Below are 21,439 nucleotides of genomic sequence, written 5' to 3'. Positions count from 1 at the left end.
GTGTCCGAGGGGGTCCGCGACACCTTACGAAACGCGGACGGCCCGGGCGTCGGGCCCCTCGGGGGCGCCCCTTGCTGGAACGCTTCCGCAGGTGAACCCGCGCACCGTCCTCGCCTCCGCCGTCCTCGCCGCCCTCACGGCCGCCCTCGTCCTCACCATCCGGTACGACGGCCTCTTCACCGATCCCGGCGGCCTGTTCCGGTGGTACGCGGTGTGCTGGGCGCTGTTCGCGGCGGCCTTGGCGGCACTGCGCCGGGTCCCGGCGCGGTACGTCACGCCGCTGGTCGTGGCCGGGGCCGTCGCCGTCACGGTGACCGGGCTGGTGGCGCCGCCGCGGACCAGCACCGACTCCTACCGCTACGCCTGGGACGGCCGGGTCCAGTCCGCGGGCGTCTCCCCGTACGACCACGCACCGCAGGACCCGGCGGTGGCACGGCTGCGCGACACCTGGCTGTTCCCCACGGGCGCCGTCTGCGCCGGACCGGACCTCGCGCCCGTCCCGGGCACCGGCGGCGCACCCGACTGCACCCGCATCAACAGGCCCGCCGTCCCCACCATCTACCCGCCCGTCGCCGAGGCGTACTTCCTGGCCGTCGACCGGCTGTCCCCCGCCGGCGCCCGGCACAAGCCGCTCCAGGCCGCGGCCGGCCTGGTGTCCCTCGGCGTGACCGGATCGCTCCTGCTGATCCTGCGGCGGCGGGGCGACGACCCGCGCAAGGCCGCGTACTGGGCGTGGTGCCCGGCCGTCGCCGTCGAGGCCGTCAACAACGCGCACGTCGACGTCCTGGGCGTGCTCCTGACGGTCATCGGACTCGGCCTCGTGGCCTCCCGGGCCCTCAGCCGGCGGGCGGCGGGCGGCCTGCTGATCGGCGCCGCCGTCGCCACGAAACTGATGCCCGCCGTCGTCCTCCCCGGCGCCCTGTCCGGAGTCCGCCGCGTCCGCGACGCGGCGGCCGTGCTGCTGCCCGCCGCGGCCTTCGCCGTACTGGCCTACCTCCCGTACGTCCTGCTCTCGCGGGGCTCGGTCTTCGGCTACCTCGGCGGGTACGTGGAGGAGGAGGGCTACGACGACGCCTCGGCCGGGTCGCGCTACTCGCTCCTGCGCCTGGTCCTCCCCGACGCCTGGGCGTTTCCCGTGCTGGTCGCCGTCGTCGCGGGCGTGTGCCTGTACGTGATGTGGCGCGGGGACCCGCGGCGCCCGTGGAGCGGCGCCCTCCTGGTCACCGGCTGGGCCTTCGTCCTTCTGACGCCCGGCTACTCCTGGTACGCCCTGCTGCTGATCGCGCTCGTGGCCCTGGACGGACGCTGGGAATGGCTCGGCGTGGCCCTGGCCGGCGCCGCCGTCTACGTCCTCGGGCCGGCCGTCGGCCACGGGGCGGCGCCCGGCACCCTCGCGTACGGAGCCGCGGCCGCCCTCGTCCTGGTGGCGGCCTGGCTCCGGCGGCGGGCCGCGGCGCGCGGCGCGGGGGCGCCGGCGCCGGTCGACGCCGTGCGGTGACGGCATATGCTTTTGCCCGTGACGCAAGACAACGACGGACCGGGCGGGCTGGACGGGCTGGGCGGACTGGACGGACTGGACGGGCTGGACGGGCTGGTCCGGAAGCGGATCCGGGCCCTGCGCGTGGCGCAGGGCTGGTCCCTGGCGGAACTCGCCTCCCGCGCCCACCTCAGCCAGTCCACGCTCAGCCGCATCGAGAACGGCCAGCGCCGCCTGGCCCTGGACCAGCTCGTCGTACTCGCCCGGGCCCTGGACACCTCCCTGGACCAGCTCGTCGAGACCGCCGCCGACGACGTCGTCACCAACCCGGTGATCGACGCGGCTCACGGGCTGATGCGCTGGTCCATGAAGGCGGAACCCGGCATGAGCGTCGTGCGCCAGCGGATGACGAACCCGCCGCCCGACAACCCCGCGCGCATGCGGGCCCACCCGGGCCGCGAATGGCTCGTCGTCCTGTCCGGCACCGCGGTCCTGCTGCTGGGGAACCGGCGCCTGCGCGTGGAGACGAACCAGGCGGTGGAGTTCCCGACGATGCTGCCGCACGCGATCGGCGCCGAGGGCGGGCCCTGCGAGATCCTGGGCGTCTTCGACCGCGACGCCCGCCGCGGCCACCAGAACGCCGACGGCGCCTGACCCCCGAGCGGCGGCGGAGCCCGACGCCCCGGGCGGTGGCCGGGCCCGGCACCCCGAGCGATGGCGGGCGCCTGCCCCGCCGGCGCGGCCAAGGCCCGCGACCAGGGGCCGACTACCGCCGCCGGGCCGGCGGCCGCCGCATTCGGGGCCGCGCCCGCCGTCTCCGGGGGACCGGTCTTGCGCGTACGGCAGCGCGGCGGGCCTTCGTCTTGCGCGCCTGGGGAACCATGGTGCCGCGACGGCACGGCGCTCCTAGCGTGGCGGCATGACCCACGCCTCTCCCCACGCGGCCCACGGCGGCGCGCACCACCCCGCCCCCCGGCACACCCCCGGCTCCGACGACCAGGCGGAGATCCTCGACCTGGACGCGGACGTACTCGCCGAGCACACCGCCTCCCTCACCGCATGGCTCCCCGTCGCGGCCGGGGGACCGCGCCACATCGTGGACCTCGGGTGCGGGACCGGCGCCGGCACCTTCGCCCTGCTCGCCCGCTTCCCCGAAGCGGAGGTGACCGCCGTCGACGCGTCCGCCGTCCATCTGCGCCGGCTGCGGGAGCGGGCCCTGGAGCTCGGCCTCGCCGACCGGGTGCGCACCGTACAGGCCGATCTCGACGCGGACTGGCCCGACCTCGGCCGGCCCGACCTCGTCTGGGCGTCGGCCTCGCTGCACCACATGGCGGACCCCGGCCGCACCCTGCGCACGGTCCGTGAACTGCTCGCGCCCGGCGGCCTGTTCGCCGTCGTCGAGCTGGCCGGCTTCCCGCGCTTCCTGCCCGGCGACGCCCCGGAGGACCGGCCCGGCCTCGAGGAGCGCTGCCACGCCGCCCTCGCCCGCCACCACGCCGAGCACGTACCGCACCGCGGCGCCGACTGGGGGCCCGGGCTGGTCGCCGCCGGGTTCACCGTCGAGGGCCGGCGCACGATCACCGTGAACGTCGACGGCTCCCGCGTCGAGGCGGTCGGCCGCTACGCCCTCAGCGGCCTGAAGCGCCTGCGCGACAGCGCCGCTCCCGTCCTGGCGGCCGAGGACCTCGCCTCGCTGGACCGGCTGCTCGACACCGGCGGCCCCGGCAGCCTCCTGCGCCGCGACGACCTCGCGGTCCGCACCGAACGCACCGCGTGGACCGCCCGCCGCCCCTGACCCACCCGGCGCGCTGTACGGCGTTCGGCTGGATCGTGCCGTCATTTGACCAAAGAAGCAGAAAGGATGAAGATCACTTTCCGCCGCGTGCCGACGACGGCACGCGGCGCACGAACTCCACCGGGACGGTGGGGTGATCGGGAGGGAACACCACACCCATGCGTGCTCGCACGAACTCGGCGCCAACGCTTGCCCCCCGAAGATGAGCGTCCTTTCCTGTCACGAAGTGACCAAGGGCTTCCGGAAGCACTCCGTGCTGGAAGGGGTCCATCTCAGCCTGGAGGCCGGCGAGATCGTCGGCCTCCTCGGGCTCAACGGCGCCGGCAAGACCACCCTGATGCGGGTGATCACCGGGCTGTCCACCCCCGATTCCGGTGAGGTGCGGCTGTTCGGCGAGGCCCTGCCCATGCGCCCCCGGCAGCTCGACCGGCTCGGAGCCGCGCTCGACGCGCCCGCCTTCCACCGGTGGTCCACCGGCCGCGCCATGCTGCGCACCCTCCTCGACACCGCCGGACTTCCCGACGGCGGCCGCATCGCCCGTACGCTCGAACGCGTCGGGCTGACCGGCGCCGCCGACCGGCGGCTGGGGACGTACTCGCAGGGCATGCGGCAGCGCCTGGCCATCGCCTCCGCGCTGCTCAAGCAGCCGGACCTGCTGATCCTCGACGAGCCCACCAACGGGCTCGACCCCGAGGGACTGCGCATGGTGCGGCGGATCGTGGCCGAGGAGGCCGCGCGCGGGGCCGCCGTCCTCGTCTCCAGCCACCAGCTCGACGAGATCCAGCGCATCTGCCACCGCGTGATCATGCTCGCCCAGGGCCGGGTGGTCGCCGCCGGCACCCTCGACGCGCTCGGCTACGACCCCGAAAGCGGTCCGGCCGCCTTCGAGGACTGGTTCTTCGGACTCGTCGGGAACGGGGCCCGCCCGTGAACCGCCTCGTCCGGGCCGAAACCCGGCGGCTGCTGCGGCACCCGCTCGGCCTCACCCTCGCCGCGCTGTTCGTCCTCGGCTCCCTCTACTGCGCCTGGGTGAGCCAGAGCATGGCCTCGTACAACATCACGCAGGTGCAGGCCAACCTCGACTTCCTCCCCGAGTCGTGCGATTCCCCGCGCAACACCCCGGAGCAGAAGGCCGGGTGCCTCGCCGAAGTGCCCCTGCAGGCCGTCGGGCTGGAGCGGATCCAGGACCGGTTCACCGCCGAAGGAGTCCGTGCCGCGCAGGCCCAGCACCCGGTGGGCTCGCTGCTGTGGACCGTACGGCTGCTGACGTCCGTCCCGGGGCTCGTGCTGCTCGTCATGGTGGCGGCCTTCTCCGTCGCCGGCGAGTGGAGCCGGGGCAGCATCGTGCCGATCCTCCTCTACGAGTCCCGCCTCGGCAGGCTGCTCGCCGCCAAGGCCCTGGCCGTCTGGGCGTGGAGCCTGGTGCTGCTGTGCGTGTCGGCCGCCGCCACAGCCGCGTTCGGCCTGCTCTACGGCCGCGGCGCCTACCCGCTGCCTTCGCCCGGCGCCCTCGGCACCGTCCTCGCCGACACCGCACTCGGCGTACTGGCCGGGGCGGCCGTGCTGGCCGGGGCCGCAGCCGTCGCGGTCGCCCTCGGCGCACTGCTGCGCCAGCCGATGCGCACCTTCCTCGCCGGGATGCTGCTGCTCGTCCTGGTGGTCCGCACCTCCGCCGCCCCGGGGCTGGGCGCCTGGCTCCCCGGCGGCGCGCTGGCCGACCTCGTCGGCTTCGGTGCGGTGGACGGGGTCTGGGACCACTTCTGGATCTCCACCGACCCCTCCACGGCCCCCGTCCTGCTCCGCGTCCTGCCGACCCTGGCCCTCATCGGTCTGCTCTGGCTCGGGCTGGACCGCTTCAACCGGACCCGGGACCGCGCCTGATGGCCGGTACCCGGCGGCGGCCGGCCCGCGGGGAGTGGACCGCCTGGGCCGGCGAGCTGCGCGCCCTGTGGACCGCTCCCGTATGGGGAGCGGCCGCGGCCGTGGTGCTGCTGGCCCTGGCGCTCGCCGTCCGGCTCTGGATGTCGGGAGCCTCGTACGGAGTGCTCGACCCCTCGGTGTCGGCGCTCACCTCGCTCCCGTCGGCGCTGCGAGCGGCGGCATGGCAGTTCGCGACCCTGCTGGGTCTCGTCCTCACGGGAGTGGTCGTCGCCACCGGGCTCGGCCAGACCCTGGAAGGCGGCACCTGGAGCGCCCTGCGCCTGTTCGAGAACCGGGTCGGGGTGCTGTGGGCCCGCAAGGCCGGCGCCGCCCTCGCCCTGTCACTCGCCGGCCAGATCGTCACCGGCGTACTGCTGTGGCTGGCCACCTCGGCGCTCGCCCGGCTGTGGCCGGTACGGCCGCGCGCGGTGGCCCCCGGGTTCGCCGGCGGGGCCGCCCCCACACCCCCTCCCCTGCCCGTCGATCCCCTGCCCGTCGAGTCCGCGACCTGGGGCCAGGCCGCGGGCGCCATCGCCGCCGCCCTCCTCGTCCAGCTCCTCTTCGTCTCCCTGGCCGCCCTCGCGGCGGCCCTGCTGCGCAGCGTCATCGGGACCCTCGCGCTCGGCATCGGTCCCCTGCTGGTGACCGCGCCCCTCGTACTGCTTCCGGCGGCGCCGTTCCTGCCGCACCGCTGGATCGCCGACCTGCTGAACCTGCCCCCCGAGGCCCAGTACCAGCTCTACCTCTGGAATCAGGCCCCGCCCGATCCCGCACCCCTGACCGGCGGCCTCGCCCTCGCCGCCGCCGCCGCCGTGGCCGCCACGGCGGCCTGGGCGGGCCTGCGCTCCGAACGGTCCCTGCGGCCGGTCGACTGACGCCGGGCCGGCTCGTCGCGTTGGGCCGGGCACGTGACGGCCTCTTGGCGGCCGGGCGCGTGACGGTGTCACGGCGTCGTGGCGGCCGGGCGCGTCACGGCGTCGGGCCGCCGCCGTCCAGCAGGGTTTCGAAGCCCGCCGTCAGGTCCTGCTTCAGGTCGTCCAGGCCCTCGAAGCCGACGTGCACCCGGATCAGCGGACCGCGCCCCGCCCAGGTGCCCGGCAGGCGGTGGGAAACCGGGTCGGCCGGGACGACCAGGCTCTCGTAGCCGCCGTAACTGTGGCCCAGGCCGAAGACCCGCAGCCGGTCGAGCATCGCGTCCACGTCCGGCTTGCCGAAGCGCGGCTCCAGTTCCACCCCGAACAGCCCCGCCGCGCCGGTGAAGTCCCGCCGCCACAGGCCGTGGCCGGGGTCCTCGGGCAGTCCCGGGTGCAGTACGGCCGCCACGCCCTCCTGCTTGGCGGTCCAGCGCGCCAGCTCCAGCCCCTGGTCCTGGTGCCAGCTCATCCGTACGCCCAGGGTGCGCAGCCCGCGCAGGCCGAGGTAGACGTCGTCGGCGCTCGCGCACTGGCCGAGCCGGATCGCCGCGCCGCGGATGACCGGGTAGCTCTCCCGCGTGCAGACGATCGCGCCGAGGATGCTGTCCGCGTGGCCCGTCAGGTACTTCGTCGCGGAGTGCACCACCGCGTCCACACCCGCGCCCAGTGCCATCGGGCGGCAGAAGGCGGGCGTGGCCCAGGTGTTGTCCGCGACGGTGGCCACGCCGCGGGCCCGGCAGACGGCTGTGAGCGCCGGGACGTCCTGTACCTCGAAGGTGGTGGAGCCCGGGGACTCCAGGTAGAGCAGCCTGGTCGTGGGGCGGATCAGCTCCTCGATCGCGGCGCCGCCCGCGGCCGGGTCGTAGTACTCGGTCTCCACGCCCAGCACGGCGAGCGAGTCGCAGAACTTCCGGGTCGGCAGGTAGACGGAGTCGCTGACCAGGATGTGGTCGCCGGCCCGGACGTACGCGAGGATCACCGTGGTGATCGCCGCGAGACCGGAGCAGGTGGCCACCGCCGCGTGGCCGCCCTCCAGCTCGGTCAGCGCCTCCTCGAAGGCGCGGCCGGTGGGGGTGCCGAAGCGGCCGTAGACCTGGGGGCCGCGCTTGAGCGGGTCCGCCTGGGAGGCGTCCATCTCGGCGGTGTCCTGGTAGAGGACGGTGGAGGCGCGGTGCACGGGCGGGTTGACGTAACCGCCCTGCCGGCGCGGATCGGAGGCGGCGTGCACGAACCGCGTCTCCCGCGAGGGGGCGGAGTCGGGCACCTCCTCCCGCGACGGGGCCGGCCCGGGCACCTCCTCCCGCGACGGGGCCGGCCCGGGCACCGCCTCCCGCGACGGGTCGGGCTCGTTCACCGGGCCACCGCCGGTTCGGCCGACGACGCCTCGGGCAACGGCGGTCCGGGGGCGGCGGCGGCCCGGCGGCGGCCGCCCAGCAGCAGGGCGAGCAGGGCCGCGCCCGCGCACTGCGCCGCCACCACCAGCCAGAACCCGCCCAGGTCGCCGGCGGCCTCGTAGTGGGCGAAGACGAATCCGCCGACGACGCCCGCGAGGAGTCCGCCGATACCGGCGGTCAGCCGCTGCACGCCGAAGGCGAAGGCGGGACTGTCCGGCACGCGGTCGACGAGTTCCAGGTCGCAGCGCAGGAAGAGGAAGACCTCGCCGAGCGTGAAGAGGGCCGTGCCGCCCAGCAGGGCCGGGGTGCCGCCGAGGGCCATGGCCGCCGTGCCGAGCGCCATCAGGGCGAACGAGACGACCACCAGCCGGCGGTAGCCGGCGCGCGCGATGCGGTCGGCGAGCACCGGCTGCAGCACCACGACCATGGCGCAGTTGAGCAGCATCACCCAGCCGAGGAGCCGGATGTCGGACACCCCGACCGCGTACAGGCCCATGAAGCTCTGGAAGAAGAAGTACAGGTAGAAGGCGAGACCGGTGAAGAGGACCGGGCGCAGCGCGCCGCGCAGCGCCGCCCGCTTCCCGGTCGGCGCCCCGGCGCCGGCCGCCGCCGTCCCCGGGCCGGCCACCGGGGCCGCCGGCCGGCGCGCGACCGGTTTCAAGGTGGCCTGGTGGGCCGCGGTGATCAGCGCGAACAGGGCGGCGAGGCCGATGAGCAGCACGACCGGATCCGCGTCGATCAGCAGCGCGGCAAGCAGCGGGCCCAGCCCCATGCCGGCGTTGAGGGCGGCGCTGCTCACCCCGAGGAAGAGCGGGCGCAGTTCGTCGGAGACGCTGGTGACGATGTACGCCTTGTTCGCCGGGAGGTACAGCGCCGGTCCGGCCGCGACGAGGACGACGGCCGGGTACGCGACCCAGGGCACTTTCACGGCCACCCCGAGGAGGACCAGCCCCGCCGTGCGCAGGGCCAGCGCGCCCACCATGGTCCGCTTGAGCCCGAGCCGGTCCACGACCGCGCCGCCGAGAATGCTGCCGCCGAACTGGATGAAGGTGGCCACGGCCACCAGCACCCCGGCCACCCGGATGTCCATGCCGACGGCCTCGACCATGAGCACCCCGATGAACGGGGTGACCATGTAGCTGCCGAGGGCCACGACGAAGGACAGGCCGATCAGGGCCTTGAGGCCGGCGGGCAGCCCGGTGAAGATCCGCCACTTCGCGGTGAGTCCGGCACCGTGCCGTCCCGCGGTCACGGCGAGCCGCCCCCACCCGCGGCCCCGCCGGCCGCACCACCGCCCGGCGCGACGGGGGTCCCGCCGACGGCCACGCCGGTGACCACCGGGCGGTCCGAGGGCAGGCCCCACTCGCTCCACGAGCCGTCGTACACGGCGAGGTCGCGGTAGCCGGCCAGCGTCGCCCCGAGCGCGAGGACGCAGGCGGTGACCCCGGAGCCGCAGCTGAAGTACAGCCGCTCGCGCTCCCCGGCCGCCGCCTCGAACGCCGTACGCAGCTCCGGCACGGGCCGCATCAGGCCGCCGTCGCGCTGGAGGTCCCCGAACGGGAGGCTGGCGGCGCCGGGCATGTGGCCGCCGCGCAGGCCCTCGCGCGGCTCGGGCGCGGTGCCCGCGTACCGCCCGCCGGTCCGCGCGTCGAGGACGGCGGCGGCCGGGTCGGCGAGGGCGGCGGCGACGGTGTCGGCGTCCACGACCAGGCCCGGCCGGGGCCGGGCGGTGAACGTGCCGCGCGGGCCGTCGTACGCGGCGGGCACCGCTTCGACCGGATGGCCGGCGGCGGTCCAGGCGGGCAGGCCGCCGTCGAGGACGGCGACCCGGTCGAAGCCCATGGCGCGCAGCATCCACCAGGCGCGGGCGCTGGAGTAGACGCCCTGCGCGTCGTAGACGACGACCGTGTCGGTGTCGTGCAGGCCGAGCGCCCGCAGGGCCTCGGTGAACGCCCCGGCGCCGGGCATGGTGTGCGGCACGGCCGAGGTGTGGTCCGACAGCTGCCCGTCGAGGTCGAAGGGCCGGGCCCCGGGGATCCGCGCGGCGGCGCCGCGGTGGGCGCCGACGGAGGCGTCGAAGAGGACCACGCCCTCCCCGAGCCGTTCGGCCAGCCGGCCGGCCCCGACGAGCGCGCCGGCCGGGCCCTCGGTGGCAGTGGTGTCGGGGGGTGTCGTCGCGCTCATGCGGTACCTCCGGAGGAATCGGCGGGCCGCCACCGGGTGTTGTCGGAGAACCAGCCCGCCACGCGTTCGAGATTGGCTGCCACATCCTCCTCCGTGTCCCCGTCGACCACGTAGCCGGCCAGGAACAGGCCGGACTTGACGCCGCCGTGGAACTCCTGGCCGGCCACCCCGGTCAGCGTCACCTCCCGTACGCAGGACGGCAGTTCGGCACTGTCCTCGGCCTCGTCCCGCGCACCCGTCCCGTCCCCGCCCGCCGGCAGCCGCTCCAGCACCCCGCTCCGCGGCGGGATGCACAGGGCCCCGGCCGGCCGGTACGAAAGGGCGCCGAGGGTGGAGGGCAGGCCGCACTCCGCGTACAGCCACTCCTTGTCCAGGTCGATCCCGAACGCGTGCCGGACCATCGCGCTGATCATGCCGCCGCCGGTGCGGCTGGCGATCTCGCAGAACACCAGCCGGTCGTCGGGCGTGATCCAGAACTCGGCGTGGAAGGCGGTCTGCGGCGGCGTCGGCAGCTCGGCGAGCACCGCCCGCGCCGCCTTGACCAGCCGGTCGTACGAGGGGTCCTGCGGGGTGAGCGGGAGGTTGGCCACCCAGTCGTCGTCCCGGAAGGACAGGCAGTCGTTGAGGTAGCGGAAGGGGTGGACGAAGACGACCTCGCCGCCCGCCACCAGCCCGTCCACGTGGTACATCTGACCGGGTACGAACGCCTCGATCTCGCTGGTCCCCCGCCACGGGCCGGCCAGGTACGCGTCCAGGTCCGCCTCGTCGCGGATGACCGCCGCGCCCAGCGAGCCCGACTCCGACACCGGCTTGACCACGACCGGATAGCCGTGTTCGGCGACGAAGGCGAGCGCCGTGTACGCCGAGTCGAGCCGCCGGTAGGCGGGTACGTCGACGGGGCCGCCCGCGAGGTGGTCCTTCATGACCACCTTGTCGCGGAAGGCGACCGCGCTCGCGGTGTGCTGGCCCGGCAGGCCGAGCAGCTCGCGCAGCTGGGCGGCCCGCACGATGTCGGCCTCGGCGCGGGCGAAGACCGCCTCGACCGCGAACTCGCGGGCCAGGCGCAGCGCGGTCTTCTCGACCAGCTGGTTCGTGTCGTAGGCGGGGAAGGCGTGCACGTGCGGGAGGTGGGAGTAGCCCGCCGCGTACTCGGCGGGGGTCACGATGACCGGGACGGTCCCCGAGCCGGCCAGCCACTGGTCGTACGGGGTCTTGGCGTAGGGCGTCTTGGCGAAGACGAGTACGTGGCGCATCGCGGCTGGGTTCCTCTCGGGGTCAGGACGGGGAGTTGACGAGGAGCGGCAGGCGGCGCCGCTCGGGGACGCGGGAGATCAGGCCGAGCTCCTCGGACAGCTCGGTGGCGAAGCAGCCGTCCTTGTAGGTGCCGGCGAGCCGCTTGGCGGTGAACGCCTCGATCTCGTCGTGGTCGAACTCCACGTCGTAGGTGTGGCGCTCGCCCGTCCCGTCCGCGGTGACCGTGCGGACCAGGATCCCCAGGTGCGGTTCGAAGGTGTTGACGCAGCCGACGACGTCGCCGATCTTCTCGCGGCGGCCCTCGGGGCCGTCGGACAGGACCTCCTCCCCCGCCGGGATGGCGGCGAACAGCTGGCGGCCGGCCCGGCACCAGCCGACGTGACCCGGGAACCCCATGGCCTTGATGCCGAAGGTGCCGAAGTCCTCGCTGACGCCGAGCTGGAAGCCGAGCGGGACCGACTCGTGGATCCACTTGAAGTCGCGGTACGCCTGCTCGATCTCCTCGCGGGAGAGACGCAGTTCGGGGTGGCGGCCACCGTGGTCGGTGAAGTTGTTGAACCGGACGGTGGCCACGCCCAGCTTGTTGAAGTAGTGGGCGTAGCGCTCCAGCGAGGTGCGGCCGTGGTTGTGGCGGCCGACGGTGACACCGATGTTGACGCGGAAGGCGTCCTCGGGGTCGACGCCCTCGTTGTACTCGGCGATGCGGCGCAGGACCTCCTCGGTGTCCGCGCCGGAGAAGACGCCCTTGATGGGGTACGTCTTGTGGTCGGTGACCTCGAGGTTCTCGTCGATCACGCCGTGATAGGTGATGGAGATGGTGCCGTAGCCGTTCTTCGCGGCCAGGTCGAGCAGCTCGGTCCAGTTGTCGGCGAGCAGCGGGCGGCCGCTGGTCCAGGCGTCGCCCTTCTCCATCGTCTCGGTGGGCTTGTGGTCGGACTCCTGCCGGAACTCGCGGTTGTTGGCCGGTCCGTAGATCCGCATGAACTCGCCGTCGTAGGCGAAGCTGTCCACGTAGCGGGGGTAGACGTGGTAGCCGTGCGACTGGAGGCCCTCGAGGATCTTCGGGCCTTCCTCCATGGCGAAGGACTTGTCGTAGACCTTCTCGTAGTTGACGAACCAACAGTGGGTGCACTTCTGGCCGCAGGTGTTCTTCCCGACCTTGGTGTCGAGGTCGAGGTAGATGTGGATCTCCTCGGGCTTGATGTCCTTGAAGGGCATCGAGAACGGCGCATCACCGTGGAAATCGTAGGAAATAGGATCGTTCTGGACAGACATGTGTCCCCCGTGTGGTGAAGGTGGCGTCGAAGAGAGCGGAGAGGTCCAAGAGAGCGAGAGCGAGAGCGGGACGTGCCGTGTCGTGTCGTGCGGTGCCGTGTCGTGCTGTGCAGTGCCGTGCGGTGCGGTGCCGTGTCGTGCTGTGCGGTGCGGACGGCCGGAGGCGGAGCGGAGCGGGCCGGGCCGGTGCGGGCCGGTGCCCGGGGCCGTCAGAGGGCCGGGCCGGGGGCGGTGGTGACCACCGGATGGGCGATCAGTTCCGCGACGGCCGCCGCGCAGGCGTCGGTGCCCGCAGCGGTCAGGACGGCCATGCCGAGGCGGTCCGAGGAGGAGCGCAGCGGGTGGACCGCATCACCGGGGAGGACCGAGAGGTCCCAGGCGTGTACGTCCCCGTGCGCGAGGCGGGGCGGCGGCGCGACGGCCGTGACGCGTCCCGGCGGGGCGGTGAGGAAGACGGTGGCGGCCGCGGCCGCGGCGGCGGGGCCCTTGGTGATCCCCGCGCCGACCGCCCAGCCGAGGGCGGCGCGCCGCCACTCGACCCCGGTGGTGAGCCGGACCAGGTCGGCGATGCCGTCGCCGCCGAGCCGGGTGTGGGTCTCGATGACGACGATCTTGTCGCCGTCGACCATGACCTCGGTGTGGCTGGGCCCGTCGGTCAGGCCGAGGGCGTCGAGCAGCTCGCCGACCGCCCGGGCCACCAGCTCCTGCCGGCGCGGGTCCAGGGAGGGTGGCGGCATCATGTGGCTGACCTCGACGAACCCGTCCGTGGTGCCCTTCTCGGCGATGCCGAGGACCGTGTGGCGACCGCCCGCCGAGAGCGCCTCGACGCTGAACTCGATCCCCTCGGCGAACTGTTCGAGCAGGGTGGCCGCCGTGCGGCGGTCGGCGGTGAGTGCGTCCGCGCCCTCCACCAGGGCGATGGCGGTACTGCCGACGCCGTCGACGGGCTTGGCCACCGCCCGCCCGTAGGCGGCGAACAGCCGCGCCACCGCCTCCGGGTCGTCGCCCGCCGCGAAGGCCGGGTTCAGGTGCGGGGCCCGGCGCTCCAGGACGCGCCGCATCTCCAGCTTGTCGCGGGTGGCCCGTACGACCGCGGGGTCGACGCCGGCGGCGCCGAGCCGGCGGGCGGCCAGCGCGGCCGGCTCCAGGCCGAGTTCGGTGAGGGAGACGACGGCGGTGGGGGCCAGGGGCCGCAGGACCTCGTCGGTGAACGAGCGGAAGGCGGAAGGGTCCAGGAAGTCGGCGGTGAGGACCCGGTCCTCGGGGCCGAGCGCGGGCGCGCCGGGCAGCTGTACGTGGACCACCTCGCCGGGCAGGGTCGCGGCCTCCCAGGCGACGGTCGGATTGGCACCGACGACCACGAGGGTCGTCGTGCTGTCCGTACCCCGCGGGCGGTCCTCCCGCAGGCGGTCCTCTCGCGGTCCGTCAACAGCCCCCACTGCGCCCACTTCGCCTCCCCGGCCCCCTCGCCGACGGCTCGATCGAGCGGCGCGGCGAGCAAAACATCGCAAGGGGATCGGGGACTGTCAATAGCTTTACAAACGGCCGGGATTCAGCCCTCGAACCGGCTCTGACCTGCGTCGGGCCCATGATCTCCAGGCCCGCTCAAGGAATCCGCCGGCCGGGAGACCAGCCGCGCCCGAGCGCCGCGAAGGCAAGTCTTGCCGCGCTGTTCCGGCCAACTTGGCGGCCCCGGCGAGACACTCCGTTCACAAAACCGCAGACCGGCGTACCAGCCAGTAGCGGAGTTTCGGCCAATCGGGCGGCCCGATGGCCCGGACTCCGAAATCCGGCCGGTCGCGGTCTGTCCGGCGCGCGACCGGCCCGATCCGAAACGCCCGGGACGCCCCCTTCGCCCCTCCCGGGACGCCCCCTTCGCCCCCCTGACCGGCGCCGGAGTCGCGCCCGCATGAGTCCGTACGAGTCCGTACGAGCCCGTACGAGCCCGTGCCGGCCCGGGCGTCACGCGCCGACGGCGCCGCCGGCCGCGGCCGGGTCGAGGGTGTCGATGTCCTCCATGAAGCTCAGCATCCGCGCGTTGACGAGGTCCGGGTGGTCGATCTGCGGGCCGTGGCCGGTCGCCGCGACGATCTCGGCGCGCGCTCCGGGGATCAGCCGCGGTACGCGCTCCAGCTGCCGCTTCGGGTGCACGAGCAGACTGCGCTTGCCCATGATCAGGCAGAACGGCGTCCGGATGGAGCCCAGTTCCGCGTCGGACAGCGGCAGCGGGGCCGGCCGCCGGATCCGGAAGGCGCGGACGCCCGCCTGGATCCACGTACGCAGTTCGGGGACGACGAGGACCGGCTGTTCCAGCCACGCGGCGAGGCGCGGGCGCAGCGACTTGGGGGCGTAGGTCGCGAACAGGCTGGCGAAGATCCACACGAAGAAGCGCAGGCCCACCTTCTCCAGCCCGCCGGGGTCCAGCGCCGTGACGGAGGCCAGTCGGCCGGGGCGGCGGTGCACCTGGTTGATGACGAGCCAGCCGCCGTAGGAGGAGCCGACGAGGTGGACCCGGTCGAGGCCGAGGGCGTCGAGGACCTCGTCGAGCCACTGGGCGGCGCGCTCGGGCTGCCACATCGGCTCGCGCTGCACGCTGCGCCCGGGGTCGCCGGGGGTGTCGATGGCGTAGACGGGGCGTTCGGCGCTGAGCGCGCGGGTGTTGGGGTACCACTGGGCGGAGCAGCCGCCGGAGCCGTGGATCAGGACGACCGGTGTGCGGGACTCGGCGGCCGGGTCGGCGGGGCCGTACCGGTAGACGTGCGTGGTGCCGAAGCCGGTCTCGACGTCCGTCTCGGAACGTACGGGCGCGCCCATCGCGTAGAGCGCGTCGCAGGCGGCGAAGTAGCGGTCGCGCAGGGTGTCGTTGACGTAGCGGCCGATGTCGCGTCGCGCTCGGGTCGTGTTCTCGGTCACGAGTCACCTCCGGGAAGATCCGTCTTTCGTGATACGACCGTACCACGGTGTTGATACGGCGGTACCATGAAGAGGTCCGGACCGAACCGGGCGATGCCCCCACGACCCCACCCACCACCGGAGACCCACGGATGCCCAAGCGCGTGGACCACGAGGAACGGCGCGCCCAGATCGCCGAGGCGCTCATCCGGGTCGCCGGACGGCGCGGACTGCACGCCGTCGGCATGCGCGACGTCGCGGCCGAGGCCGGGGTGTCGCTGCGCCTCGTGCAGTACTACTTCCAGAGCAAGGAGAAGCTGCTCTTCTACGGACTCCAGCACCTGACCGACCGCTTCACCGCGCGGGTGGGCGCCCGCCTCGCCGCCGCCGGTCCGGACCCGGGCCCGCGCGCGACGATCGAGGCGCTGCTGCTGGCCTCCCTGCCGACCGACGAGGAGAGCCGCACCTTCCACCTGCTCTACAGCTCCTACGCGATCCTGTCCGTGACCGACGGGGCACTCGCCGCCCAGCCCTTCATCGACAACCCGGACGCCGCCGAGAACGCCCTGACCGGCCTGCTCGAAAGCGCCCAGGCGGCGGGCCTGGCCGACCCCGGCGCCGACGCCCGGATCGAGGCGATCAGCCTGCTCGCCATGGCGGCGACCATGGGCACCGGAATCCTGGTGGGCCAGCGGGGACCGGAGTCGGCCGTCGCCGTCCTCCGGCACCACCTGGACCGTCTCTTCACCACCGCCGAGCGCCCCGCGCCCCCGGCCTGAGACCGGTCAGGAATCGAGAAGCGGCCCGCACCGGGCGGGACTAGCGTGACGGCCATGGACCTCACCATTCACGCGACCTTCCTCCCGCACGACGACCCGGAGGCCGCCCTGGCGTTCTACCGCGACGCCCTCGGCTTCGAAGTCCGCAAGGACGTCGGACAGGGCACGATGCGCTGGATCACCGTCGGCCCCGCCGGGCAGCCCGGCACGTCGATCCTGCTGGCGCCGCCCGCCGCCGACCCCGGGATCACGGACGACGAGCGCCGGACCATCACCGAGATGATGGCCAAGGGCACCTACGGCTGGATCCTGCTGGCCACCCCGGACCTCGACGCCACCTTCGAGAAGGTGCAGGCGGCGGACGCCGAGGTGGTCCAGGAGCCGACCGAGCAGCCGTACGGCATCCGCGACTGCGCCTTCCGTGACCCGGCGGGCAACCTGATCCGCATCCAAGAGCTCCGCTGAGCCGTCCGGCAGCCGCCGCCGAACACCACCGGAGGAGTTCCCCCATGTGCCATCCTGCGTGGATGAGCGCACTGACCGCGGCGCAGCGCCTGAGCGACCTCGCGCGGCTGCGCCGCGTACGCGACCGGATCGACCGGGAGTACGCGCAGCCACTGGACGTCGAAGCCCTCGCCCGGGGCGCGAACATGTCGGCCGGACACCTCAGCCGGCAGTTCCGGCAGGCCTACGGCGAGTCCCCGTACTCCTACCTCATGACGCGGCGCATCGAGCGCGCGATGGCGCTGCTGCGCCGCGGCGACCTCAGCGTCACCGAGGTCTGTTTCGCGGTCGGCTGCTCGTCCCTGGGCACGTTCAGCACCCGCTTCAGCGAGCTCGTCGGCATGCCGCCCAGCGTCTACCGGAGCCGGGCCGCGGACGCGGTGGAGGGAATGCCCTCGTGCGTGGCGAAGCAGGTGACCCGACCGGTCAGGAACCGCGAGGCACCGGCGACGGACCCGCCCCCGCCCGCGCACGGACCGACCCCCACCCCCGTTCCGAAAGGAAGCCCGCGATGACGAACAGGAAGGCGTCCGCCGAGCGCACCGGCGCGGCCGGCGAACAGTACGACGGCTTCACCGAGGAGGAGCGCGACGCGATGAAGGAGCGCGCCAAGGAGCTGAAGGCGGGCGCGCGCCGCGGCCCGCGCGCGGCCAAGGCCGACCCGGAGGGCGAGGTCCTCGCGAAGATCGCCGAGATGCCGGAGGCGGACCGCGTCCTCGCCGAGCGGCTCCACGCCCTCGTCAAGGCGAGCGCGCCCGGCCTCGCGCCGAAGCTCTGGTACGGCATGCCCGCGTACGCCGACCAGGGCAAGGTCGTCTGCTTCTTCCAGAGCGCGCAGAAGTTCAAGACGAGGTACGCCACCCTCGGCTTCAGCGACCTGGCGCGGCTCGACGAGGGCACCCTGTGGCCGACCTCCTACGCCCTCACGGAACTCACCGCCGCCGACGAGGCGCGGATCGGCGCGCTCATCGCGAAAGCGGTGGGCTGAGTCCGGCGAGGGGCCGCCGGCACCGGCCCCTCGCCGGATCGAATGATGTGAAATAGGCTGGATTGTCCGTGGAGGAAGCTCCGGCCCGCCGCTCGACCCCCGGCCGCGGTGCCGGACCGCCGAGCGCGAGGCACGAGGCTGTGATGCGGGTATGAGAGCTCCCCGAGCCGATGCGCACAGCAAGGTCCCCCTGGCGGAGGACGCCCTAGACCCGGACCCGGACCCGGACCCGGCCCCAAACCTTGACCGCACGCCGCGTACGGGCACCCGCACCCGGACCCCGCGCACCACCCCCCGCACCGCCCTGGTGGCACCGTGCGCGGCGCTGCTGGTCGCGCTCTGCGCCCTGCCCCCCGGGGCGAGCGCCGCGGCACTCTCCGACGCGCCGGCCGCGCCCGCGGCGACGGCGGGCACCTCCGCACCCGCCCCCACCCCGCCGTCCCCCGTCCCGCCGTCCCCCGTCCCGTCGGCCCTCAGGCCGATCGATCCGGCCGCCTTCCAGTCCACCATGGAGAAGGCGGCGGAGCAGCTCATGGTTCCCGGCGCGGTGGTCCTGCTCCGTACGCCGCAGGGAACCTCTCGGGCGATCGTCGGCACCACCGAGCGCGGCACGTCCCAACGGCCCACCACCGCTGACCACTTCCGGGTCGCCTCCAACACCAAGACCATGACGGCGGCGCTCGTCACCCTGCTCGCCCAGGACGGCAGGCTCCGGATGGGCGACCCGGTGTCCGCGTACGTCGACGGGGTGCCGGACGGCGACCGGATCACCGTCGCCCAGCTGCTGAAGATGCGCAGCGGGCTCTACAACTACACCAACGCCCCCGAACTCGCGGATGCGTTGGACGCCGATCCCGGGAAGGCCGTGACACCGCGCCAGATGCTGGACATCGCGTTCCGGCACCCGCCGGACTTCGCGCCCGGCACCTCCTACGAGTACAGCAACACCAACTACGTGCTGCTGGGCCTGATCGCCGAGAAGGCCGGCGGCAGCTCCCTGGCCCGCCAGTTCCAGGACCGGCTGTTCGCCCCACTCGCACTAAAGGGGACCTCGCTGCCCGCCGCCGACGAACTGTCCCTGCCCGCCCCGTACTCCCACGGCTACATGTACGGCACGACGTCCTACGCCCTGGTCGACCAGCCCTACCCCGCCACGATGACGGCCCAGGCCCGGTCGGGGCAGCTCGCGCCCGTGGACTACACCCGCCAGAACCCCTCCTACGCCTTCGGCGCCGGCAACGCCGTCTCCACCGCCGACGACATGGCCGCGTGGATCCGGGCCCTGGTGAGGGGCGAGGTCCTGGACGCGGGATCCCAGAAGCAGTGGCTCGACAGCCCGCAGGCCGAGAACCCGGCCGCGCCCGACGGACAGAAGTACGGGTACGGCATCGCCTACCAGCGCTTCACCCCCGACGCCGCGATGTACTACCACGGCGGCGAACTCCCCGGCTTCAACTCGTTCATCGGCCACGACCCGGACAACGACGTCACGCTCGTCATCTGGACGAACCTGACCCTCTCGCCCGACGGGCGGACCACCGCCCAGGCCCTGCTGCCCACCGTCCTGAACCAGATCTACGCGGGCCTCTCCCTCCCCACCGGCCCCGCCCCCACGCCCGCCCCGACCCCCACGCGCGGCCCATAGAGGGGTACTGGCACCCCTGCGATCCCCCGCTCCGCTCGCCCTGCTGGAACCACACCGGAACAGCGGTCGGCACGGAACGGGGCGGGACATGAGTGAGCACGCGAACGGGATCGACACACCACGCCGGGAACTCGGCGGACCGGCGGCCATGGTGCTGCGGGGCGTGGCCCTGACGGGACTGGCGCTCTACGAGGCGCTGCTGCTCCTGTGGCTGTCCCTCGCCGTCTGCCTCTCCTGCGTCGGAGTCGGACTCCCGCTCCTGCCGGGCGCGTTGAACGCGGTCCGCCGACAGGCCCGGACCCAGCGCGCCCTGGCCGGGCGCTGGTCCGGGGTCAGCGTCGAGTCCTCGTACGCCGCCGGGCCGGCGGGCGACCCGGGCCCGGTCTGGAAGCGGGCCACCGGATGCTCGGGGACGCCGCCACCTGGCGGGACCTGCTCTGGATCCTGGTCAACCCGCTGGTCGGACCGCTGCCGGCGCTGCTTCCCGCGGCGGCCGACTTCAGCAGGTAGCCGACCCCTCCCGCCCCGTCGGCCAGGAGTTCCTGCGCGTAGAGCTGCTCGACGTACTGCGAGAGCAGCACCGACGGCTGCCCGGGGCGGCGGCGCCGGGCGTCGAGGACGGCCCGCAGCCCCTCGTCGGGTGGGCGGCATCCGGATGTCGACCAGGGCGACGTCCGGATCGTGCACGGCGAGCGCCTCGATGAGCTCGGGGCCGGTGCCGACCGCGGCGACGACCTCGAACCCGTGCGGCTCCAGGAGCCGGGTCAGCCCCTCGCGCAGCAGGAACTGGTCCTCGGCGAGCACCACACGCATGTCGTATCCCCCACGATCGCCCGTCGTTCCTCCGGGAGTACACACCCCTCGAACGGACGGCCGCAATCGGCTCCACCGGATCCGTCACCTCACCGCGCGTCCCGAACCGGCCGCCCGGAGCGTCAATTCAGGAAGACACGCCGGAGAAAAGCAATCCAGCCGGGCAAGAACTCCGGATGCCCGTCCAGGAGAAAAGCTGTGATGGTCAGAGTAGACATGCCTGCTCATCGGCGTTAGCGTCTCTTGTGTGACCTCTGAGAAGTCCCCGATCGCCGACAGCCTGGACGACGACGACTACCCCGCCTACACGATGGGCCGGGCGGCGGAGATGCTCGGCACCACCCCCGCCTTCCTCCGCTCCATCGGCGAGGCCCGCCTCATCACCCCGCTCCGCTCCTCCGGCGGCCACCGCCGTTACTCCCGCTACCAGTTGCGCATCGCGGCCCGGGCCCGGGAGCTGGTCGACGGCGGCACGCCCGTGGACGCGGCCTGCCGGATCATCGTGCTGGAGGACCAGCTCGAGGAGGCCCTCCGGCTGAACGAGCGGATGCACCGGCGCCCCGGGGTTTCCTGAGTCCGGCGGCGCCGTTCATATGACTTCGGGGCACGGATATCTGTTCTTGCAGATACAGAATTTCGAAGGAGCCCGCGGAATATTCCCCGCCCGGCCGGGCGGGGAGGTGAAATCCTCCCCGCCCACCCGACCCCCCTGTGCTACTGTGATCTCAGTTGCAGTTGTGGTTCCCAAAAACTTACAAGTGCTCTCACCGGATTTTTCCGGCGGGCGCACTTTTTATTTAGCCGGTGTTACTTCCGGTCGGGGCAATCATCGCGGCGACTCCGGCAATCGCACAGTGCGGTTCCGGGAATTGCCCCAAAGGAGAATTCATATGGCATCTGGCACCGTGAAGTGGTTCAACGCGGAAAAGGGCTTCGGCTTCATCGAGCAGGAGGGCGGCGGCGCTGACGTCTTCGCTCACTACTCGAACATCGCCTCCTCTGGCTTCCGTGAGCTTCAGGAAGGCCAGAAGGTTACCTTCGACGTCACGCAGGGCCAGAAGGGCCCGCAGGCCGAGAACATCGTTCCCGCCTGACGCTGACGCGTACACGCAGCTGGGGCCCGCACCTTGGGGTGCGGGCCCCAGCTCGTTGCATTTCCCCTCCCCATGCCCCGCCGGTTCCCACCGGCCCGCATGGGCGGCGGGTGACGGCGTGCCCCCGGCAGCCGGCCCGCTTCTACGTCCGGCCGAGGGGCAGCGTTCACCACGCGCCGCCCCGGCCCCCCTGCCCCGCGCACCGTCCGCCGGTCACCCGGCATCGCGGTGCGCAGCGCGGCACGCACACCACGCAGACCGGCCCGTTCTTCGCGGCACGGCTCTGCCCCGAATTTCATTCGGCTCGTTCTCGCGAATCTCCCTTCCGGGATTCCTCGATACGTGCCGCATCGAGGAAGGTTCTGCATGAACCGCACCATTCGTACCAATGACCGTTCTTCCCGGGGCCGCAGTGGCGGTTCGGGTTCTTCCGGCGGCTCCTACGGCGGCTCGTACGGCGGCTCGTACGGCTCCGGAAGCCCGTCGGGTTCCGGCGGGTCGGGCGGGTCGG

20 protein-coding genes and 2 pseudogenes are annotated in these 21,439 nt (G+C 73.5%); 14 read left to right on the top strand and 8 right to left on the bottom strand.

What is annotated here, in order from left to right; translation table 11 throughout:
* Positions 1–91 precede the first annotated feature (91 nt).
* From OTB16_RS16870 to OTB16_RS16845, 6 genes are all read left to right on the top strand, one after another.
* Complete coding sequence (locus OTB16_RS16870) at positions 92–1,498, top strand: glycosyltransferase family 87 protein (protein WP_267721045.1); 1,407 nt, start codon at positions 92–94, stop codon at positions 1,496–1,498.
* Positions 1,499–1,516: 18 nt separating this feature from the next.
* A complete protein-coding gene (locus OTB16_RS16865; protein WP_420717719.1) occupies positions 1,517–2,131 on the top strand; it encodes a helix-turn-helix domain-containing protein in 615 nt (204 codons plus the stop codon).
* Between the two features lie 265 nt (positions 2,132–2,396).
* The gene (locus OTB16_RS16860; RefSeq protein WP_267721044.1) at positions 2,397–3,272 is read left to right on the top strand and encodes a class I SAM-dependent methyltransferase; all 876 of its coding nucleotides are present in this window, start codon (positions 2,397–2,399) and stop codon (positions 3,270–3,272) included.
* Between the two features lie 226 nt (positions 3,273–3,498).
* Positions 3,499–4,203, top strand: coding sequence for an ABC transporter ATP-binding protein (locus tag OTB16_RS16855; RefSeq protein WP_267721043.1), 705 nt, complete (start codon positions 3,499–3,501; stop codon positions 4,201–4,203).
* Entirely contained in the window at positions 4,200–5,153 is a 954-nt protein-coding gene (locus tag OTB16_RS16850) for an ABC transporter permease subunit (RefSeq protein WP_267721042.1), read from the top strand. Before OTB16_RS16855 ends, OTB16_RS16850 begins: the two co-directional genes overlap by 4 nt.
* Complete coding sequence (locus OTB16_RS16845; RefSeq protein WP_267721041.1) at positions 5,153–6,067, top strand: hypothetical protein; 915 nt, start codon at positions 5,153–5,155, stop codon at positions 6,065–6,067. The genes OTB16_RS16850 and OTB16_RS16845 overlap by 1 nt, the downstream gene beginning before the upstream one ends.
* Positions 6,068–6,161: 94 nt before the next feature.
* Here OTB16_RS16845 and metC read toward each other — a convergent pair whose 3' ends face one another.
* The 7 genes from metC to OTB16_RS16810 all read right to left on the bottom strand — a co-directional run bounded on the left by metC (position 6,162) and on the right by OTB16_RS16810 (position 15,126).
* Positions 6,162–7,460 carry a cystathionine beta-lyase gene (metC, locus tag OTB16_RS16840; protein ID WP_267721040.1) on the bottom strand — a complete coding sequence of 433 codons (1,299 nt, stop codon included), beginning with the start codon at positions 7,458–7,460 and terminating at the stop codon, positions 6,162–6,164.
* On the bottom strand, positions 7,457–8,752 hold the full coding sequence (locus OTB16_RS16835) for an MFS transporter (RefSeq protein ID WP_267721039.1): 1,296 nt from the start codon (positions 8,750–8,752) through the stop codon (positions 7,457–7,459). The genes metC and OTB16_RS16835 overlap by 4 nt, the downstream gene beginning before the upstream one ends.
* Positions 8,749–9,684, bottom strand: coding sequence for a sulfurtransferase (locus tag OTB16_RS16830; RefSeq protein WP_267721038.1), 936 nt, complete (start codon positions 9,682–9,684; stop codon positions 8,749–8,751). The genes OTB16_RS16835 and OTB16_RS16830 overlap by 4 nt, the downstream gene beginning before the upstream one ends.
* The gene (locus OTB16_RS16825) at positions 9,681–10,937 is read right to left on the bottom strand and encodes an ATP-grasp domain-containing protein (protein ID WP_267721037.1); all 1,257 of its coding nucleotides are present in this window, start codon (positions 10,935–10,937) and stop codon (positions 9,681–9,683) included. The genes OTB16_RS16830 and OTB16_RS16825 overlap by 4 nt, the downstream gene beginning before the upstream one ends.
* Positions 10,938–10,959: 22 nt before the next feature.
* The gene (locus OTB16_RS16820; RefSeq protein WP_267721036.1) at positions 10,960–12,213 is read right to left on the bottom strand and encodes a radical SAM protein; all 1,254 of its coding nucleotides are present in this window, start codon (positions 12,211–12,213) and stop codon (positions 10,960–10,962) included.
* Positions 12,214–12,422: 209 nt separating this feature from the next.
* Positions 12,423–13,661 (bottom strand): ATP-grasp domain-containing protein, encoded by a 1,239-nt coding sequence (locus tag OTB16_RS16815; RefSeq protein ID WP_267721034.1) that lies wholly within the window; start codon positions 13,659–13,661, stop codon positions 12,423–12,425.
* Positions 13,662–14,175: 514 nt separating this feature from the next.
* Complete coding sequence (locus OTB16_RS16810) at positions 14,176–15,126, bottom strand: alpha/beta fold hydrolase (protein ID WP_267721033.1); 951 nt, start codon at positions 15,124–15,126, stop codon at positions 14,176–14,178.
* 131 nt (positions 15,127–15,257) lie between these two features.
* On the opposite strand from OTB16_RS16810, the gene OTB16_RS16805 reads away from it, so the two are divergent.
* The 6 genes and pseudogenes from OTB16_RS16805 to OTB16_RS39585 form a co-directional block, all read left to right on the top strand.
* Positions 15,258–15,884, top strand: a complete 627-nt coding sequence (locus tag OTB16_RS16805) for a TetR/AcrR family transcriptional regulator (RefSeq protein WP_267721032.1) — start codon at positions 15,258–15,260, stop codon at positions 15,882–15,884.
* Positions 15,885–15,938: 54 nt separating this feature from the next.
* Positions 15,939–16,349 carry a VOC family protein gene (locus tag OTB16_RS16800; RefSeq protein WP_267721031.1) on the top strand — a complete coding sequence of 137 codons (411 nt, stop codon included), beginning with the start codon at positions 15,939–15,941 and terminating at the stop codon, positions 16,347–16,349.
* Positions 16,350–16,393: 44 nt separating this feature from the next.
* Positions 16,394–16,903 (top strand): helix-turn-helix transcriptional regulator, encoded by a 510-nt coding sequence (locus tag OTB16_RS16795; RefSeq protein WP_420717718.1) that lies wholly within the window; start codon positions 16,394–16,396, stop codon positions 16,901–16,903.
* Entirely contained in the window at positions 16,900–17,376 is a 477-nt protein-coding gene (locus tag OTB16_RS16790; protein ID WP_267721029.1) for an iron chaperone, read from the top strand. The genes OTB16_RS16795 and OTB16_RS16790 overlap by 4 nt, the downstream gene beginning before the upstream one ends.
* Before the next feature lie 151 nt (positions 17,377–17,527).
* Positions 17,528–19,021, top strand: a complete 1,494-nt coding sequence (locus OTB16_RS16785) for a serine hydrolase domain-containing protein (RefSeq protein ID WP_267721028.1) — start codon at positions 17,528–17,530, stop codon at positions 19,019–19,021.
* Between the two features lie 88 nt (positions 19,022–19,109).
* Positions 19,110–19,358, top strand: a pseudogene (locus OTB16_RS39585) (hypothetical protein); the annotation flags it as partial.
* Positions 19,359–19,518: 160 nt separating this feature from the next.
* On the opposite strand, the pseudogene OTB16_RS16780 reads toward OTB16_RS39585, so the two are convergent.
* A pseudogene (locus tag OTB16_RS16780) lies at positions 19,519–19,834 on the bottom strand (response regulator); the annotation flags it as partial.
* Between the two features lie 310 nt (positions 19,835–20,144).
* Here OTB16_RS16780 and OTB16_RS16775 point away from each other — a divergent pair.
* Together OTB16_RS16775 and OTB16_RS16770 are read left to right on the top strand one after the other, a co-directional pair.
* Positions 20,145–20,408, top strand: a complete 264-nt coding sequence (locus OTB16_RS16775; RefSeq protein ID WP_267721227.1) for a MerR family transcriptional regulator — start codon at positions 20,145–20,147, stop codon at positions 20,406–20,408.
* Between the two features lie 316 nt (positions 20,409–20,724).
* On the top strand, positions 20,725–20,928 hold the full coding sequence (locus OTB16_RS16770; protein ID WP_030011983.1) for a cold-shock protein: 204 nt from the start codon (positions 20,725–20,727) through the stop codon (positions 20,926–20,928).
* Positions 20,929–21,439: the final 511 nt, after the last annotated feature.

It is taken from the genome of Streptomyces antarcticus (assembly GCF_026627255.1).
GTDB lineage: Bacteria > Actinomycetota > Actinomycetes > Streptomycetales > Streptomycetaceae > Streptomyces > Streptomyces antarcticus.
Note: the sequence above shows the minus strand (reverse complement) of the source record. Positions and strands in the feature narration are given on the sequence as shown.